Annotated in this window: 12 protein-coding genes; 1 reads left to right on the plus strand and 11 read right to left on the minus strand. The window is 65.9% G+C overall.

Translation table 11 applies throughout. From position 1 onward, the window contains the following. Positions 1–35: 35 nt before the first annotated feature. The 5 genes from ACRVY7_RS02540 to ACRVY7_RS02560 all read right to left on the minus strand — a co-directional run bounded on the left by ACRVY7_RS02540 (position 36) and on the right by ACRVY7_RS02560 (position 6,306). Positions 36–887: an HpcH/HpaI aldolase/citrate lyase family protein gene (locus ACRVY7_RS02540; RefSeq protein ID WP_049698089.1), complete on the minus strand. Its 852-nt coding sequence runs from the start codon at positions 885–887 to the stop codon at positions 36–38. Positions 888–1,006: 119 nt separating this feature from the next. Further along, positions 1,007–1,516 (minus strand): MaoC family dehydratase, encoded by a 510-nt coding sequence (locus ACRVY7_RS02545; protein ID WP_431815871.1) that lies wholly within the window; start codon positions 1,514–1,516, stop codon positions 1,007–1,009. Continuing rightward, entirely contained in the window at positions 1,513–2,658 is a 1,146-nt protein-coding gene (locus ACRVY7_RS02550) for an acyl-CoA dehydrogenase family protein (protein ID WP_431815872.1), read from the minus strand. The genes ACRVY7_RS02545 and ACRVY7_RS02550 overlap by 4 nt, the downstream gene beginning before the upstream one ends. After that, positions 2,658–4,721 (minus strand): acetyl/propionyl/methylcrotonyl-CoA carboxylase subunit alpha, encoded by a 2,064-nt coding sequence (locus ACRVY7_RS02555; protein WP_431815873.1) that lies wholly within the window; start codon positions 4,719–4,721, stop codon positions 2,658–2,660. The genes ACRVY7_RS02550 and ACRVY7_RS02555 overlap by 1 nt, the downstream gene beginning before the upstream one ends. Before the next feature lie 37 nt (positions 4,722–4,758). Next, positions 4,759–6,306: a carboxyl transferase domain-containing protein gene (locus ACRVY7_RS02560; RefSeq protein ID WP_431816378.1), complete on the minus strand. Its 1,548-nt coding sequence runs from the start codon at positions 6,304–6,306 to the stop codon at positions 4,759–4,761. 399 nt (positions 6,307–6,705) lie between these two features. On the opposite strand from ACRVY7_RS02560, the gene ACRVY7_RS02565 reads away from it, so the two are divergent. Further along, on the plus strand, positions 6,706–10,488 hold the full coding sequence (locus ACRVY7_RS02565) for an indolepyruvate ferredoxin oxidoreductase family protein (protein ID WP_431815874.1): 3,783 nt from the start codon (positions 6,706–6,708) through the stop codon (positions 10,486–10,488). A 248-nt stretch (positions 10,489–10,736) separates the two neighbouring features. On the opposite strand, the gene ACRVY7_RS02570 is transcribed toward ACRVY7_RS02565, so the two are convergent. From ACRVY7_RS02570 to ACRVY7_RS02595, 6 genes are all read right to left on the minus strand, one after another. After that, on the minus strand, positions 10,737–11,384 hold the full coding sequence (locus ACRVY7_RS02570) for a TetR/AcrR family transcriptional regulator (RefSeq protein WP_431815875.1): 648 nt from the start codon (positions 11,382–11,384) through the stop codon (positions 10,737–10,739). Between the two features lie 47 nt (positions 11,385–11,431). Then, positions 11,432–12,052 (minus strand): nitroreductase family protein, encoded by a 621-nt coding sequence (locus ACRVY7_RS02575; protein WP_049697893.1) that lies wholly within the window; start codon positions 12,050–12,052, stop codon positions 11,432–11,434. 13 nt (positions 12,053–12,065) lie between these two features. Then, positions 12,066–12,752 carry a methionine ABC transporter permease gene (locus ACRVY7_RS02580; RefSeq protein WP_082946514.1) on the minus strand — a complete coding sequence of 229 codons (687 nt, stop codon included), beginning with the start codon at positions 12,750–12,752 and terminating at the stop codon, positions 12,066–12,068. A 17-nt stretch (positions 12,753–12,769) separates the two neighbouring features. Beyond that, positions 12,770–13,864, minus strand: coding sequence for a methionine ABC transporter ATP-binding protein (locus tag ACRVY7_RS02585; protein WP_431815876.1), 1,095 nt, complete (start codon positions 13,862–13,864; stop codon positions 12,770–12,772). Continuing rightward, positions 13,854–14,726 (minus strand): MetQ/NlpA family ABC transporter substrate-binding protein, encoded by an 873-nt coding sequence (locus tag ACRVY7_RS02590; protein ID WP_049697892.1) that lies wholly within the window; start codon positions 14,724–14,726, stop codon positions 13,854–13,856. The genes ACRVY7_RS02585 and ACRVY7_RS02590 overlap by 11 nt, the downstream gene beginning before the upstream one ends. 163 nt (positions 14,727–14,889) lie before the next feature. Next, positions 14,890–16,728 (minus strand): carboxyl transferase domain-containing protein, encoded by a 1,839-nt coding sequence (locus ACRVY7_RS02595; RefSeq protein WP_431815877.1) that lies wholly within the window; start codon positions 16,726–16,728, stop codon positions 14,890–14,892. Positions 16,729–16,744: the final 16 nt, after the last annotated feature.

Here is a 16,744-nt window from a genome sequence, read left to right on the forward strand (position 1 = left end):
CTTCTCGTGGACTCATATCCTGATCATGCGGTCATTTAGGTGTCGAGGTTCTCGGCTGCGGCGGCACGCGCCAGCACAGCCTCGGCCTGACGAAGCACGGGGCCGTCGATCATCTGCCCGTCGAGGCTGAAGACGCCACCGTGATACTCCTCCGACTTCTCGAGAACCTGCTTGGCCCAGTCGATCTCGTCGGCATCCGGGCTGTAGCCAGCGCGGATGATCTCCACCTGCGAGGGGTGGATACATGCTGTCGCGGCGTATCCGAGTGCGACGGCGTCGCGGACCTCTGCAACAAGACCGTCGGTGTCGGGAATGTCGATGTGCACCGAGTCGACGGCGAAGATCCCGGCGGCTGCCGAGGAGATCCGCACCATCGCGCGCGCGTAGCGGGCAACGTCACGATAGGTACCCGCACCTCGCTCGCCCTGACCGAACCTGCTCGACTTGCCGCCGAGACCGGCAACGAGATCCTCTGCGCCCCACATCAATCCGATGCAGTTGACGGCTTGGGCGATCTCATTGACGTTGACGACCCCGAGTGGTGTCTCGATGAGTGCGATCGTCTGAAACGCCGTCTCGATGATCGACGTCGCGGTTTCGGCCTTCGCCTGCATGACCACCCGATAGTTGGTGTCACTCAAGGCTGCGAGATCACGCCGATAGTCGCCGGTACCTGCCGGGTTGATACGCACGACGGTTCGGTCGGGGTCGATCGGGTTGGCGATCAACGCTTCCCGCGCTGCCACGCGATTCTCCGGTGCGACGGCGTCCTCGAGGTCGAGGATGACGACGTCGGCTCGCTCGAGCGCCTTCTGGTAGCGATCGGGACGGTCCGCCGGACAGAACAGCATCGCCGGCCCCGAGGGCAGCCAGGCGTTGACCAACATCTGCGGTTCATTGCCGATCTGGCTGGAAATACCGAACTGATTGGGCGGCACGATCGGGCCGGTGGTCACGATTCTCACTCCTGTTCGTTCAGACGTCGCCGGAGTTGTCTCCGGCGGTGTCAGTCGTCGGGTCGCTTCCGTACCAGTGTGGCCCTCGCGGCTCGGGCGACAACCACCCCGTCCTGATTGCGACCGACGTGGAGCAGGTTGACAACCCCTTCGCCGGGCCGCGACCGGGACTCGCGGATGCCGGTGCACTCCGTCTCCGCGTACAGCGTGTCGCCCGCGAACAACGGTGCGGGAAAGGAGACCTCGCTGAAACCCAGGTTTGCGACGAGCGTCCCCTGGGTCAGTTGCGACACCGACAATCCGACGATCGTCGACAGCGTGAACATCGAATTGATGAGTCGCTGACCGCCGAAGCCGGGTTGCTGGGCCGACCACGCCGCGTCGAGATGGAGTGCCTGGGTGTTCATGGTGAGCGTGGTGAACAGCACGTTGTCGGCCTCGGTCACGGTCCGTCCCGGCCGGTGCTCGTACACCGTGCCCTCGACGAACTCCTCGAACCACAATCCGCGTTGTATCACCCTGCGGGCCGTCGATGTGGGCGATTGGGCTCCCTCACTCATGAGAACCCCAGCTCTCGTGCGATGAGCATGAGTTGCACCTCGGTGGTGCCCTCCCCGATCTCCAGGATCTTCGAGTCCCGGTAGTGGCGTGCCACCGGGTACTCGTTCATGAACCCGTAGCCGCCGTGGATCTGTGTTGCCATCCGCGCGTTGTCCATCGCGGCTTCGCTGGCGATCATCTTGGCGATCGACGCCTCCTTCTTGAAGGGCTTGCCCGCCAACATCTTCGCCGCGGCGTCGTAGTACGCGGTGCGAGCGACGTGCGCTCGCGCCTCCATGCGGGCGATAGCGAACGACACCGATTGGTAGTTGCCGATGGGCTGCCCGAAGGACTGCCGCTCCTTGGCGTACTTCACGCTCTCGTCGACGCACCCCTGCGCCACGCCCGTCGCGAGTGCCGCGATGGCGATGCGCCCCTCGTCGAGGATCGACAGGAAGTTCGCGTAACCGCGGCCGCGCTCTCCGAGGAGATTCTCGGTCGGCACCCGCGCGTCGGTGAAGGTCAGCGGATGGGTGTCGGAAGCGTTCCAGCCGACCTTGTTGTACGCCGGCTCCGCGGTGAACCCGACCGTGTCCGACGGCACGATGATTGTCGAGATCTCCTTGCGCCCATTGTCTTTGACACCGGTCACCGCGGTCACCGTCACCAGCGACGTGATGTCGGTGCCGGAGTTGGTGATGAACTGCTTCGCGCCGTTGATGATCCAGCTGTCGCCGTCGTCGCGCGCAGTTGTGGCGGTTGCCCCGGCATCGGAGCCGGCTCCCGGCTCGGTGAGGCCGAATCCGGCCAGTGCGACACCAGATGTCAGGTCGGGCAGGTAGCGCTGCTTCTGTTCCTCGGTGCCGAACTTGTAGATGGGCATCGCTCCCAGCGACACACCCGCCTCGAGCGTGATCGCGACCGACTGGTCGACCTTGCCGAGTTCCTCGAGCGCGAGCGACAGTGCGAAGTAGTCGCCACCCATGCCGCCGTACTCTTCGGAGAACGGAAGCCCGAAGAGGCCCATCTTTCCCATCTGCGAGACAACCTCGTACGGAAAGCTGTGTTCCGCATCGTGTTTCGCAGCGACCGGCGCCACCACCGACTGCGCGAAGTCGCGCACGGTGTCGATCAGGTCGGTGTAGTCCTGTGTCAATTCCATCAGTTGGCCTGCTCCATCGAGTTCTCGTCGGTTACGTGTGCAAGTGTCTGACCGGCCGCGACCTTGTCGCCGACCTTCGCCGCGAGCGCAACGACTCCTGCAGTCGGCGCCGTCAGCGTGTGCTCCATCTTCATCGCCTCGACGACGATCACGGGTACGCCTGCCTCGACGGCGTCGCCGTCGTCGACCGACACGGCAACGATGGTCCCGGGCATGGGCGAGGTGATCTCTCCGGCCTTCTCGTCTGCGGCCTCGTCGAGGATCGGTCGCGCGAGTTCAAGAGTCCACGATCCCGTGGGACCCGCGACCCACCACGATCCGTCGATCTCGGAGTGAGACCACGACTGACTGACGCCGTCGACGATCAAACGGTCGACGTGATCTCCGTTGCCGCCCTGGTCGATTCGACGGTACTCGACGTCGGCTTCCCAGGAGTCGACATCGTCGCCGGAGACCGTCGCACGTCCGCGCAGAATATCGTCGGTGGCGGCGTCGACACAGAACGAGACCGTCCAGTGCCTGTTGTCGCCGTCGACGATGCGGGTCACCACCGGTGCGGGTACGCCGATGCGCCAACCGACTTCGGTATTCCAGACGTCGCCGGTCTGCCGAAACCCGGTGCGGGCAGCCCCCAGGAGCACCAATGCTTCCGGAACCGGTTGCGGCGCAGCATAGTCGACGACAAGCCTGTCGAGCAGTTCGGTGTCGAGTTCGGCGTCGCGTACGCGATCCTGCGCCAACACGAAGCGACAGAAGTCGATGTTGGTCACCACACCGAGCACCCTGGTGTGCGCGAGTGCCTGGTCGAGACGTTCGATCGCCTCGTCGCGATCGCTGCCGTACGCGATGACCTTGGCGAGCATCGGGTCGTAGTCACTGCCGACGACCATGCCCTCGAACATCGCGGAATCGACACGGATGCCGCTGTATTCGGCATCCGCTCCGTGTCCACCCGGTTGTTCGAGCGCGACGATCGTGCCGCCCGTCGGCAGGAATCCCCGTGCCGGATCTTCTGCGTACACCCGCGCCTCGATCGCGTGGCCCGACAAGACGATGTCGGACTGGGTGAGCGCGAGCTTCTCACCGCGCGCAACCCGGATCTGCTGCTCGACGAGGTCGACTCCGGTGACGAGCTCGGTGACGGGATGCTCGACCTGCAGCCGGGTGTTCATCTCCATGAAGAAGAACTGATCGGGACGCTTGGCCGAGACGATGAATTCGACTGTGCCCGCACCGGTGTAGCCGACACTGCGTGCGGCGTCGCAGGCAGCCTCACCGATACGTGCGCGCGTCGCCTCGTCGAGGAGCGCCGAGGGCGCCTCCTCGATGACCTTCTGGTGTCGACGCTGCAGCGAGCACTCGCGCTCGCCGAGATGAATCACGTTGCCGTACTGGTCGGCTAGGACCTGCACCTCGATATGGCGCGGGGTGTCGACGAAGTGCTCGAGGAACAACGAGTCGTCGCCGAATGCCGATCCGGCCTCTCGTCGTGCACGCTGGAGCGCCGCCGGGAGTTCGTCGGCGTTCTCGACGCGATGCATACCCTTGCCGCCGCCACCGGCGCTCGGCTTGATCAGCACCGGGAATCCGATCTCGGGCGCAGCCGCGATCAGATCCTCGTCGGTCAGCCCAGGCCGCGACAGACCGGGCACCACCGGGACGTCACGTTCGACGACGGCGGCGCGCGCGGTGATCTTGTCGCCCATCGTCGCGATCGCGTCCGCCGGAGGTCCGATGAAGGCAATCCCCGCGGCGTCGAGCGCGGCCGCGAATTTCTGGTTCTCCGAGAGGAATCCGTAACCGGGGTGCACCGCGTCGGCGCCGGTCTGCTGAGCCGCGCGCACCACCGCGTCGATGTCGAGGTAGCTGCGTGCGGCGGATGCAGGCCCGAGACGTACCGCGACGTCGGCCATCCGCACATGCAGTGCGTCGGCGTCAGCGTCGGAGTAGACGGCGATGCTCCGAATCCCCATGCGGCGCAACGTCTCGATGACGCGGCACGCGATCTCGCCTCGGTTGGCCACGAGCACGCTGCGAATCGGGCGGGCTGTCGGTGTCGTCATGACGTTCTCATCCATCTCATGTCGCATCGGTCTCGTGTCACATCCGGAAGACGCCGTAGCGCTGATCGGCAAGCGGCGCGTAACGGGCCGTTTCGAGCGCAAGCCCCAGCAACGTGCGAGTGTGCGCCGGATCGACGATGCCGTCGTCCCACAGGCGCGCCGTCGAGTAATACGCATCGGACTGTTCGTCGAATTGCTCTCGAATCGGCGTCTTGAACGCCTCCTCGTCGTCGGCCGACCATTCCTTGCCGGATCGTTCGATCTGGTTGCGGCGCACCGTCGCAAGAGTGTCGGCGGCCTGTGGTCCGCCCATCACGGAGATGCGCGCGTTGGGCCACGACCACAGGAACCGCGGCGAGTACGCGCGGCCGCACATCGAATAATTACCCGCGCCGAACGAGCCGCCGATCATCACGGTGAATTTCGGAACGCGGGCGCACGCAACGGCATTGACCATCTTGGCGCCGTTCTTGGCGATACCGCCTTCCTCGTAGGCACGCCCGACCATGAATCCGGTGATGTTCTGCAAGAACACCAATGGAATTCGACGCTGGTCGCACAGTTCGATGAAATGTGCTCCCTTAAGCGCTGATTCGCTGAACAGCACGCCATTGTTGGCGACGAAGCCGACCGGATGGCCGTGCACGTGCGCGAACGCCGTGACCAGCGTGGTGCCGTAGTTCGCCTTGAACTCGGTGAATTCGCCTGCATCGCTGATGATCTCGATGACCTGTCGAACGTCGTAGGGAGTGCGCGGATCGGTGGGCACGACGTCGTAGATGTCGGTCTGGCTGCGCGCGGGTTCACGCGGGGCGATCGTGTCCCACTGCGGTTGTTCGCGCGGTCCGAGGGTCGCGATGATCTCGCGAACCTTGGCCAGTGCCTGCTGGTCGTTGTCGACGAGGTGGTCGGTGACCCCTGAGACCGACGAGTGCATGGCACCACCGCCGAGGTCCTCTGCGCTGACGTCCTCGCCGGTCGCGGCCTTCACCAGCGGGGGTCCCGCGAGGAAGATGGTGCCCTGATTGCGGACGATGACGGTCTCGTCGCTCATCGCCGGCACATAGGCGCCGCCTGCCGTCGACGATCCCAGCACCGCCGCGATCTGCGGAATACCCGCCGCGCTCATCGTCGCCTGGTTGTAGAAGATGCGTCCGAAGTGTTCGCGGTCGGGGAAGACCTCGTCCTGCGCGAGGAGCATCGCGCCACCGGAATCGACGAGGTAGATGCAGGGCAGCCGGTTGGCGGCGGCGATCTCCTGCGCGCGCAGATGCTTCTTGACCGTCATCGGGTAGTAGGTGCCACCCGACACCGTGGCGTCGTTGGCGACGATCATGCACTCGCGCCCGGCCACCCGTCCGACGCCGGCGATCACACCGGCCGACGGCGCCTTGTCGTCGTACATCCCGAACGCCGCGAGCGATCCGACCTCGAGGAACGGCGACCCGACGTCGAGCAGGCCGTCGACGCGATCGCGCGGGAGCAGCTTGCCGCGGGAGATGTGCCGCTCACGAGCGCGCTCGCCGCCGCCGACCGCGACCCGCGCAAGGCGCTCCCTCAGCGTCGCGACGTTGGCCTCGTGCACCTCCCGGGCCGTCGAGCCCTTCTCGCTGGTCGAGCCCTTACCGCCGGTCGAGCCCTTCCCGCCGGTCGAGCTTGTCGAGACCACCCTGGTCGAGCCGTCATCGCTGGTCGAGCCGTCATCGCTGGTCGAGCTTGTCGAGACCACCCTCGTCACAGGCAGACCTTTCGCTTCGCGGGAATGCGTGCAGCCACGCGCTTTCAGTTAGCTGCAATTAACTGAAAGCGACTCTAGCGGATCGCGGCGCGGCTGTCATCTACTTGTCATTGCTGTCTCTGACGTGACGGGCGTCACGCAATTTCGTAGTGTGGGTGATGAGGTCCACCACCCCCGGACCCAGCCCACACGTCGTCGGCCGTACCCCGTGCCGACGCCGACACACCACGAAGGCCAGGTGAACCCGTGACCCTCGCAGATGATCGAGCCGACCGATTCCGGCGCGACGCAACCGCGAAGAATTCAGCATCGACGCAGGCAGGAGCGCGTGCGTCGACACGCCCCACCGATTTCACGCTCGACGACCGATACACCCGCGAAGAAGGTCCGATCTTCCTCGGCGGGATCACAGCGCTCGTCCGGATGATCGCCGATCGCGCCCGCGTCGACCGGAGACAGAATCTGCGCACGGCGTCGTTCATCTCCGGCTACGAGGGCTCGCCGCTCGCAGGCTTCGACCTCGAACTCATGCGACGCCAGTCGCTCCTCGCACCCTTCGACGTCGTACACCGCCCAGGTCTCAACGAAGAACTCGCCGCGACGTCGGTCATGGGTTCGCAACTCGCCCCGACGCTCGGCCCACTCGCGGCCGACGACGACGGGCAGCAGCGCAACGGAGTCGTCGGCTACTGGTACGGCAAGGCACCCGGTCTCGACCGCGCATCCGACGCCATACGGCACGCCAACCTGATCGGCACGCATCCCGACGGCGGTGCCGTGGCGCTCGTCGGCGACGATCCCGCCGCCAAGAGCTCGACTGTCCCCTGCACGTCGGAGATGGCGCTCGCCGACCTCTACATTCCGACGCTCTACCCGGCCGATTCCCAGGACATCCTCGACCTCGGCGTGCATGCCGCAGTGATGAGCCGGGTCAGCGGTCTGTGGACCTCGCTCAAGATCTCCGCACACGTGGCAGACGGGTCGTCGACCGCGGTGGTGCATCCCGATCGAGTCGTGCCCGTCTACGGCGATCTGGGGCGCAGCCCGCACGTACCCAGCGGCAAACTGCTCGGCGCCAACCTCATGGAACTCGAACAGAATCAGTTGACGACGCGCATCCCCCGCGCGCTGGCATATGCACGACACAACGGCATCAACCGGATCGCGGTACGCAGTGGCGACGACAGGATCGGTCTGGTTGCCGCGGGAAAGACCTACCTCGACCTCCGGAATGCGTTGCGGCTCATGGGGCTCGACGACGCCGATCTGCAACGGGCCGGTATTCGCATCCTCAAACTCGGCATGGTGTACCCCCTCGACCGCGAGATCCTCGAACGCTTCATCACCGACGCCGCCGCCGGTCGACTCGACGAGGTGATAGTCGTCGAGGAGAAGCGCGACTTCATCGAAACCATGATGCGCGACATGCTGTATCGCCATCCGCGCGCCCCGCGCATCGTCGGAAAGGTCCACGAAGACGGTTCGACGTTGTTCTCGCGTTTCGGCGAACTCGACGTCGACGCAGTCACTCTCGGCCTGGCGACACGCCTGGCAAGACACCATCACCTCGACGCCGCGCAGGCATGGCTCGACGAGCACAACGCGCGCCGGTCGAGTACCCGGATCGACCTTCCCCTCGCCGTGCGCACGCCGTATTTCTGTTCGGGATGTCCGCACAACAGCTCGACCAAGGTGAGCCCCGGCACGCTCGTCGGCGGCGGAATCGGCTGTCACGCAATGGTGTTGCTGATGGACCCGGATCAGGTCGGCGACATCGCCGGGGTCACCCAGATGGGCGGCGAGGGCGCGCAGTGGCTCGGCATGGCACCGTTCGTACCCGCGGACCACTTCGTGCAGAACATCGGCGACGGCACGTTCACGCATTCGGGATCTCTCGCCCTCCGCGCTGCGGTCGCCTCGGGCGAGAACATCACCTACAAGCTGCTCTACAACGGCACGGTGGCGATGACCGGCGGACAAGACCCCGTCGGCGAGTTCAGTCTCGCTCAGTTGACGCGTCTGCTTGCCGCGGAAGGGGTCTCGCGCATCGTCGTCACCTCCGATGACCCGTCGCGCACACGTTCCGCCGACCTCGCCGACGGCGTCGTCGTGCGCGATCGCGGCGACCTCGCCGAGGTACAGCGTGAACTCGCCGAGATCCCCGGGGTCACGGTCCTCATCCACGATCAGCACTGTGCCGCGGAGAAGCGCCGCAAGCGCAAGCGCGGCCAGATGCCCACGCCCACACAGCGCGTCGTGATCAACGAACGCATCTGCGAGGGCTGCGGCGACTGCGGCGAGAAGTCGAATTGCCTTTCGGTGCACCCGGTCTCGACCGAGTTCGGCCGCAAGACACGCATCGACCAGAGCTCGTGCAACCTCGACTTCTCGTGCCTGAAGGGCGATTGTCCGTCGTTTGTCACCGTCACGCCGGGCCACACACCCGCGACGCGACGTGCAACCGAGATCGACGCCGCCGCCGTCCCCACTCCCCCGACCACTCGACCCGTCACAGCCGACACCGACTTCACGATGCGCATCACGGGCATCGGCGGGACCGGCGTCGTCACCGTCTCCCAGATCCTCGCCACCGCAGCGTTTTTGGACGGCCACGCTGCCCGCACGGTCGACATGACCGGCCTCGCCCAAAAGGGCGGCGCCGTCGTCAGCGACATCAAGGTCTCGGCGCTGCACTCCGCTGACGCCGCTGGTCAAGCCGATTCCGCTAGTCGAGCTGATCCCGCTGGTCGAGCTGATTCCACCGCTGGTCGAGCTTGTCGAGACCACCCCACCGCTGGTCGAGCTAATCCCGCTGGTCGAGCTGACTCCGCTGGTCGAGCTTGTCGAGACCACCTCCCCAGCCCCGTCGAGCAGGCGGCCAAGGCAGCGGCCGACACGTGCGACCTGTACCTCGCGTGCGATTCGCTCGTCGGCACCGACCCGGTGAACCTCAAGGTCACCGCGCCGGATCGGACCGTCGCGGTGGTGTCGACGACCCGGATTCCCACCGGCGCCATGGTCATCGACACCTCGGTCGGCTTCCCCGCCGATACCGCCGTCCATGATTCGATCGACGCGCGTGTCGCACGAGCCGCATACCTCGACGCGGGCGCGCTCGCGACGGAGTTGTTCGACGACGAGCAGTTCGCCAACATGCTGATGGTCGGCGCGGCGTATCAGACCGGGGCACTGCCGATCTCGGCCGAGTCGATCGAGCGCGCCGTCGAACTCAACGGCGTCGCAGTGTCGGCAAACCTGCAGGCGTTCCGGCGTGGTCGTCAGATGATCGCAGATCCGGATGCCGTGTCGCGAGAGCTGACCGGCGTCGAATCGGTTGCGGTGGAGCCGAGTTCGTATGCGCGTGAGCAGGTTGCGCGACTACACCTCGACGACGATCTCGCCCACAGCGTCGGCATCCGCGTCGACGAACTGGTCGCCTACGCCGACGAGCGTTATGCCGCTGAGTATCTGGACGTCGTCGACCGTGTGTCGCGCGAATCGGGCAGCCCCGAACTCGTCGACGCGGTGGCACGCAACCTGTACAAGCTCATGGCGTACAAGGACGAGTACGAGGTGGCGCGACTCACCGCCGATCCGACCTTCGCCGCGCAGATCACCGGCGAGTACGGCGACGACGCCAAAGTCGCTGTGCGACTGCATCCCCCGCTGCTGCGCGCACTTGGCCGCAAGGAGAAGATGTCGTTCGGTGCGCGGACAGCCCCGATGCTCGCCGGCCTCGCGAAGATGAAGAAGTTGCGCGGTACGCGCCTCGATCCGTTCGGCTACACCGAGATTCGACGCACCGAGCGCGAGCTCATCGTCGAGTATCGGGAACTCGTCGACGCGATCCTCGGCACCGTCGGCTCAGGGTCTACCGATCCGGGCGCTCACGATCCGGGACGTCTGTCGGCGCTGGCCGAGTTGGCGGCGCTGCCCGACATGGTCCGCGGCTACGAGCAGATCAAGATGGACAACGTCGCACGGTATCGCGCCGAGGTCGCACGCCGCCGCGCCGAGCTCGGGATCTGACGGCCGTCCAGACTGGGTACGCGGAAAGCGGGGGAAGGGTTCTTCGCCCACTTTCTGCGTAGCGCTCCGACCGCCCCGCACCGGGCCGGCCGAACTCTTCCCCGTGGTTCCGACCGTTCCCCGCGAAACAACCCACGGAAACGCACACAACCCGAGAAAAGAACCCTTCCCCTAGTTTCTGCACGGCCCGACGGCCCGACGCCCCGTGGGCTGCACGCCCCGCACGGCCCGACGCCGCCGAGCCCCCGTCACACCCCCGCGCACTCCAGCGCGGCGGTGGCCATGGCGGTCAGGACGGTCCGGAGGCGGGCGCTGTCGAGTGAGGGCAGTCGCGGCGAGGAGTTGAGCAGGCCGAACATCGCGTGCACCCGGACGCGGGCTTCCGGCCGCGCGAGGGTCGCGCCGCGTTCGGTCATCAGTGCGAGCAGCACGTCGACCCATTGCTCGACGTATCGGCGCTGCAGCGAGCGCACCTCGTGGTTGGCCTCGGGAGTCAGGTTGTGCAGGTCGCGATCCTGCACGACGATCAGGTCCGGCTTGGTGACGAGCACGTCGATGTGGAAGTGGATCAGCGCCTCGAGGGTCTCCGCTGGCGCGAGGCCGCGGTCGACGACCTCGGCACCGCCGTCGCGGAGTCGGCGGCTGATGTCGAGCAGCATCTGATCGAGCAGGTCGGTCTTCGACGCGAAGTGTCGATACATCGCGGGGCCACTCACGCCGACGGCGCCGCCGATGTCCTCGAGGCGTACGCCCGCGAATCCCCGTGCGGCCATTTGCCGGGCGGCGGCGTCGAGCATTTCTCGACGTCGAGCGGCTTTCGCCTCGCCTCGCTTGGTGAGCGGCGGCGTGACAGACGCGGCGAGCGTCGCGGTCTCAACGGGGTCTGCTGGCGTCATGGTGTCATCGAATCTACCGCCGGTACGGCGGTGCTCGCGCCGTTAATTCACCAACCGTTGATGTGTAGGACGTCGTCGAGCGGCTTGCGTTGTGCCGGGGTGAAGTCGGTGCCCTGCGTGTAGGCGACAGGCAGCAGCACTCCCTGGTGCACGCCGTCGGGAATCCCGAGCAGGTCGGCCACTTCCTGCTCGTACACGAGGTGCAAGGTGGTCCACGCCGAACCCAACCCGCGTGCGCGCAGGGCGAGCATCAGATTCCAAGCCCCCGGAAGCAACGATCCCCACACCCCGGCCTGGTTGCCCGTCGGCAGGTCAGCGCCCGTCTTGATCGCACCCAATATCAACACGGGCACCTCGCCCATCACGTCGGCGAGGTACTGGGCGCTGGCGGCGACGCGGCGGGCGGACTCGGTCGACAATGTGCGCTGCGCCGAGTAGTCGGCGAACGAGCGCGCGTAGTAATCAGCCACCTTGCGCTTGAGGTCGGCGTCGGTGATGACGATCCAATGCCAGCCCTGCGCGTTCGACCCCGTCGGGGCCTGAATCGCAACCTCGAGCGCTTCACGGACGACCTCGATCGGAACAGGTCGCTCCAGGTCGAGGCGCTTGCGAACCGAACGGGTCGTGGTCAACAACTCGTCGGGGTTCAGCGGCAGAAGGTCGGTCATCGTGCTCCTCGGGTCATCTGTGCCGTGCGCGGCGTGCCAGCCAGTTCCCAAAGTACTGGCCCGCTTGCACCAGGATGACCAGCAGGGCGATCACCACGACGGTCAGCTTCCAGTCGAACTGCTGATAGCCGTACTGGAAGGCGAAATCGCCGAGACCGCCACCGCCGACGTACCCGGCCATCGCCGACATGTCGACGATGGCGACAAAGATGAACGTGTATCCGAGGACCAGCGGCGCGAAGCCCTCGGGAACCACGACGGTCAGCAACGTACGCAGCCGACTGGCACCCGACGCCCGTGCCGCTTCGACGACGCCCGGGTCAACCGACACAAGACTCTGTTCGACGACGCGCCCGATGACCACCATCGCCATCAGCGTCATCGGGAAGATCGCAGCCTCGGTACCGATGCGCGTGCCCATCACAGCTTTGGTGAGCGGGGCGATCGCGGTGATGAAAATGATGAACGGGATCGGGCGGACGATATTCACAACGACGTTGAACCCGTTGAAGATCCACGCGTTGGACCAGAGATTTCCGGGACTCGTCGCGTACAGGATCACTCCGATGACCAGCCCCAGCAAACCTCCGATCAGCAGCGTCACGCCGACGAGTTCGAATGTCTCCCAGATGGATTGGATCAACAGCGGCCGCAGCTCCGGCCCGAAGACCCGCGTGAAGCTCTCACCGTCGGCGAGCACGAACGTCTGGGCGGCGGTCACTGCTGTGTCTCCTCGTGTACGACGACGCCGTAGATGCGCACCAGTTGCGCACGCGCAGCGTCGACCGACGTTGCGTCGCCGGTGATCTCGTAGGTCAATGCGCCGAATGGCCTGCCCGCAATGTCGCTGATGCCGCCCGCGATCACCGTCGATCGGGCACCGCGCTCCGCGACGGCCGCGGGCAGGTCGAACGTGGCGTCCTGGTGACCGCTGGCCGCACCGTCGTCGCGTACCGACACTGTCGCGAGCAGTCCGGGGTGCCGCGCGCGCAGGGTCGCCAGTGCGTCGGCGTCCGGAACCCCCGCAACGGCATGCCGGAGCAGTCCCCGTGTGACGTCGGACGTGGGACGCTCGAAGACGGAGTACACATCTCCGTGATCGACGAGCCGACCGTGGTCGAGGACAGCGACCGACTCGCACACGTCACGTACGACGTCCATCTCGTGGGTGATCACGACGATCGTCGTACCGAGATCGGAGTTGATGCGGCGCAACAACTTCAGAGTGTCCGACGTAGTCTGCGGGTCGAGCGCGCTCGTCGCCTCATCGGCGATGAGAATCGACGGTGAGGTGGCGAGCGCTCGCGCGATGCCGACGCGCTGCTTCTGTCCGCCCGAGAGCGCCGCCGGCCATTGATCGGCTTTGTCGGCGATGCCCACGAAGTCGAGAAGCTCGTCGATTCGACTGCGCCGCTTGGCCTTCGGAAAATGAGCGACCTTCAGTGCAAAGTCGACGTTTCCCGCGACGGTCCGCGAGTTGAACAGGTTGAACTGCTGGAAGATCATGCCGATGTCGGTACGCAGCCGGTTGAGCTCACGCTCCGACGCCCGACTGTGTTCTGCACCGTGCACGAAGACCTGCCCGCCGGTAGGCCGTTCGAGACCGTTGATGAGCCTGGCGAGCGTCGACTTTCCCGCACCGGACGGACCGATGATCCCGACGATCTCTCCCGAGCGGATACTCAGATCGATTCCGTCGAGAACTGCCGGTCCCGATTTGTCGAAACGCTTTGAGACGCCGACGAAGTCAATCGCGGTGTCGGACCCGGCTGGTGAACCGATGTCCGACGCCGCGTCGACATCAGGAGCCATTGGTGTTGACGGACGCCTGCAGGTCCTTCGTCGTCTGTTGGAGCTCGGAAGCCGAATTGTCCTTGATCACACCGCTGTCGCCGAGTGAACGCTTGACGGCGGCGATCACCTCGGGGTCGTGGTAGATCTTCACCAGCTTCGCGTAGGTGGGGTTGTCCTTGTCGTCGTTGCGGGCGACGAACGCGTTGATGTACGGCTTGGCCCCGGGCGAGTTGGGATCGTCGGACGCGATGATCTGGTCCTTGGTCAGCTTTGCCGACGTCGCGTAGTTGTTGTTGACGATCGCGGCATCGACCGAATCCAGGTTGGCCGCAGTCTGACCGGCGTCGACGGCGATGACCTTCACCTTTGACTTGCCCTGGTCGATGTCGGCGAGGGTCGAAAACGCATTGCCCGGCTTGGTGAGGGTGATCAGGCCCGCCTGCTCGAGGACCAACAGTCCACGCGCCTGGTTCGTCGGATCATTCGGGATCGCGACCTGCCCGCCCTGCGGGATCTCCGACACCGACTTGTGCTTGGTCGAGTACAGCGGCAACGGGTAGACGGCCGTCGCACCGATCGGCACCAGGTTCTGCTTGTTCTTCGCGTTGTAGGTGGCGAGGTAGAGCAGGTGCTGGAACTCGTTGAGGTCGAGTTCGCCCTCTGCGAGCGCAGGATTGGGCTGGTTGTAGTCGGTGAAGTTCACCAGCTCGACGTCGATGTCCTGCGCAGAAGCCTTCTGCTTGAACACATTCCAGTATTCCTCGGACGCGTCGGCGACGCCGATCTTGACCTTCGACGAGTCGTCGTCGCCACCACAGGCCGTCAGTACCGCCCCACCGAACACGAGCAACAACAAGACGGCGAGAACTTTCGAGCGCACGACGACCTCCGCGAATCACAATCGACACTGATCTGACTCTGCAAAACGCTAATGCCCGCAAACCGAGCCTCCGACCACACGTCGGTGTCACGATCATCACCCAACGTACGGACCTGCGGATTCGACGCGACGTCGAATTGTGTTCACGATGAACCGAATTGGCTCACTCGACGAACCCACCCGCTGTCAGGTGCTCGAGCAAGCCGTCGGTGAGTGGCAGCGCGCGCATCTCGTCGACCGTGAACCATCCGGCGTCAGCGGCGTCGTCTGCTGCGCGCACAGTGCCACCGACGGGGGCCGCGACGAAATCGTGGATCTCGAAGGTCCCGCCCCTGCCGTCGGGTATGTCGACGACCCACGCCTTGGCGCCTACCTCGATGTCGAGTCCGGTCTCCTCGGCAATCTCGCGGATCACCGCGGCGACGAGTGTGCCTTCGTCGTCACGGATTCCATCGGGGCCGACAGCATCGACCGGATCGACCTTGCCGCCGGGCACCGTCCACCGGCCTGCCTGGGGATCGCGAAGTCGTTGCACGAGCAGAAAGCGCCCGTCGACGTCGCGGACGATCGCGCCGACGGCGAGTGTCCGACGCCCGCCGCGGTCGGCCGAATGACGCACGCGCCGTGCACGATCGGGCACGAGTCCCGCCAACACCCGTCCGATGCTTGCACGGAGACCGTCCGCTCCCCAGTGCACGATCTCGTCGATCTCACCGTGTTCGGCGAGGTCGGTGGCCGCGATGCCCTGCGCCGCGGCGAGTTCGGGTGCGTGTGCTGTATCGCGATGCACGATCACGCTCGCCCCCTCCGGCGGCAGCGGCGACAGCCATGCGTCGTCCACGGCAAGTCGACGATCCGCTGGGAACAACGCTAGCGCCGCTCCACCCGCCCCCTCACCGAGCAACACCGACACCGTCGGCCGCGGCACCGCGATGAAGTCAGCCAGGCAGAGCGCGATCTCACGCGCAAGGCCACCTTCCTCGGCGTCGACGGACAGGTCGGCGCCGGGTGTGTCAATCACAGTGACGACGGGCAGGCGCAGTTCGGTTGCCAACGCCAGGCCCCGCCGCGCGACCCGCAGATCCGCCGGTCCGATCAGCCGACCGTCGGCCTGCACGGTTCTGTCCTGCCCGATCACCACGGCCGTCGTTCGCCCGAAACGGCTCAGCGCCAGGACAATTGGTCCGGTGTCGTGAATCATGGCGGCATAGGAGGCGAGCAGCAGCGCGCGCAGACCGCGACGATCCGCAGCGCGCGTCGCGAGCACGCGATCCCAGGTCTCGACAAGCTCGACCGGCGGAGAAGGAGCGTCGACCGGACGAGACACTGGCGGGTCAACCGGCCCGGCGAGCAATTCGACGACCCGGGCTACCCGGTCGGCGAGTTCGTCCACCGGCACGATGGCGTCGACGATGCCGTGGGCGGCCAAGTTCTCCGACACCTGCACGCCGTCGGGAAAAGGCTTGTGGTGCAGGCCTTCGTAGACTCGGGGTCCCAGGAATCCGATGAGCGCACCGTGTTCGGCCCAGGTGATGTGTCCCATGGACCCCCACGAGGCGAATACACCGCCGGTGGTCGGGTTACGCAGATACACGAGGTACGGCAACCCCGACCGTCGGTGGCTTCCGACCGCCTCGGCGATCGACGCCATCTGCAGGAATGCCGCCGTGCCCTCCTGCATTCGGGTGCCGCCGGACGCGGGCAGAGCCAGCACGGGTAGTCGTTCGCGTGTCGCGCGTCGAACAGCGCCGACCACGCGTTCGCCTGCCGCACGCCCGATAGATCCGCCCAGAAATCCGAATTCGCTGACAACCAACACAATCGGGGCGCCGGAGATCTCTCCGACGCCGGTGATCACCGACTCATCGACGCCGGTTCGCTTGCGTGCCCGCCCCAACGCCGCGGCGTAGTCCAGGTCGAGAGCAACGTAGCTGGGCGCCTCGTCCCAGGACCGCCAGGTGCCACCATCGACGAGCGCGGCTACCAGTTCGTCTGCCGTCATTCGCTCGACCACTTCG

It is taken from the genome of Gordonia jacobaea (genome assembly GCF_965344965.1).
Lineage (GTDB): Bacteria > Actinomycetota > Actinomycetes > Mycobacteriales > Mycobacteriaceae > Gordonia > Gordonia jacobaea.

Excerpts from the sequence above, each read along its gene's own strand:
- ACRVY7_RS02595 (WP_431815877.1), bottom strand. The coding sequence starts at position 16,728 with ATGACGGCAGACGAACTGGTAGCCGCGCTCGTCGATGGTGGCACCTGG.
- ACRVY7_RS02540 (WP_049698089.1), bottom strand. The coding sequence starts at position 887 with ATGTTGGTCAACGCCTGGCTGCCCTCGGGGCCGGCGATGCTGTTCTGT.
- ACRVY7_RS02570 (WP_431815875.1), bottom strand. The coding sequence starts at position 11,384 with ATGACGCCAGCAGACCCCGTTGAGACCGCGACGCTCGCCGCGTCTGTC.
- ACRVY7_RS02585 (WP_431815876.1), bottom strand. The coding sequence starts at position 13,864 with ATGGCTCCTGATGTCGACGCGGCGTCGGACATCGGTTCACCAGCCGGG.
- ACRVY7_RS02545 (WP_431815871.1), bottom strand. The coding sequence starts at position 1,516 with ATGAGTGAGGGAGCCCAATCGCCCACATCGACGGCCCGCAGGGTGATA.
- ACRVY7_RS02550 (WP_431815872.1), bottom strand. The coding sequence starts at position 2,658 with ATGGAATTGACACAGGACTACACCGACCTGATCGACACCGTGCGCGAC.
- ACRVY7_RS02575 (WP_049697893.1), bottom strand. The coding sequence starts at position 12,052 with ATGACCGACCTTCTGCCGCTGAACCCCGACGAGTTGTTGACCACGACC.
- ACRVY7_RS02555 (WP_431815873.1), bottom strand. The coding sequence starts at position 4,721 with ATGACGACACCGACAGCCCGCCCGATTCGCAGCGTGCTCGTGGCCAAC.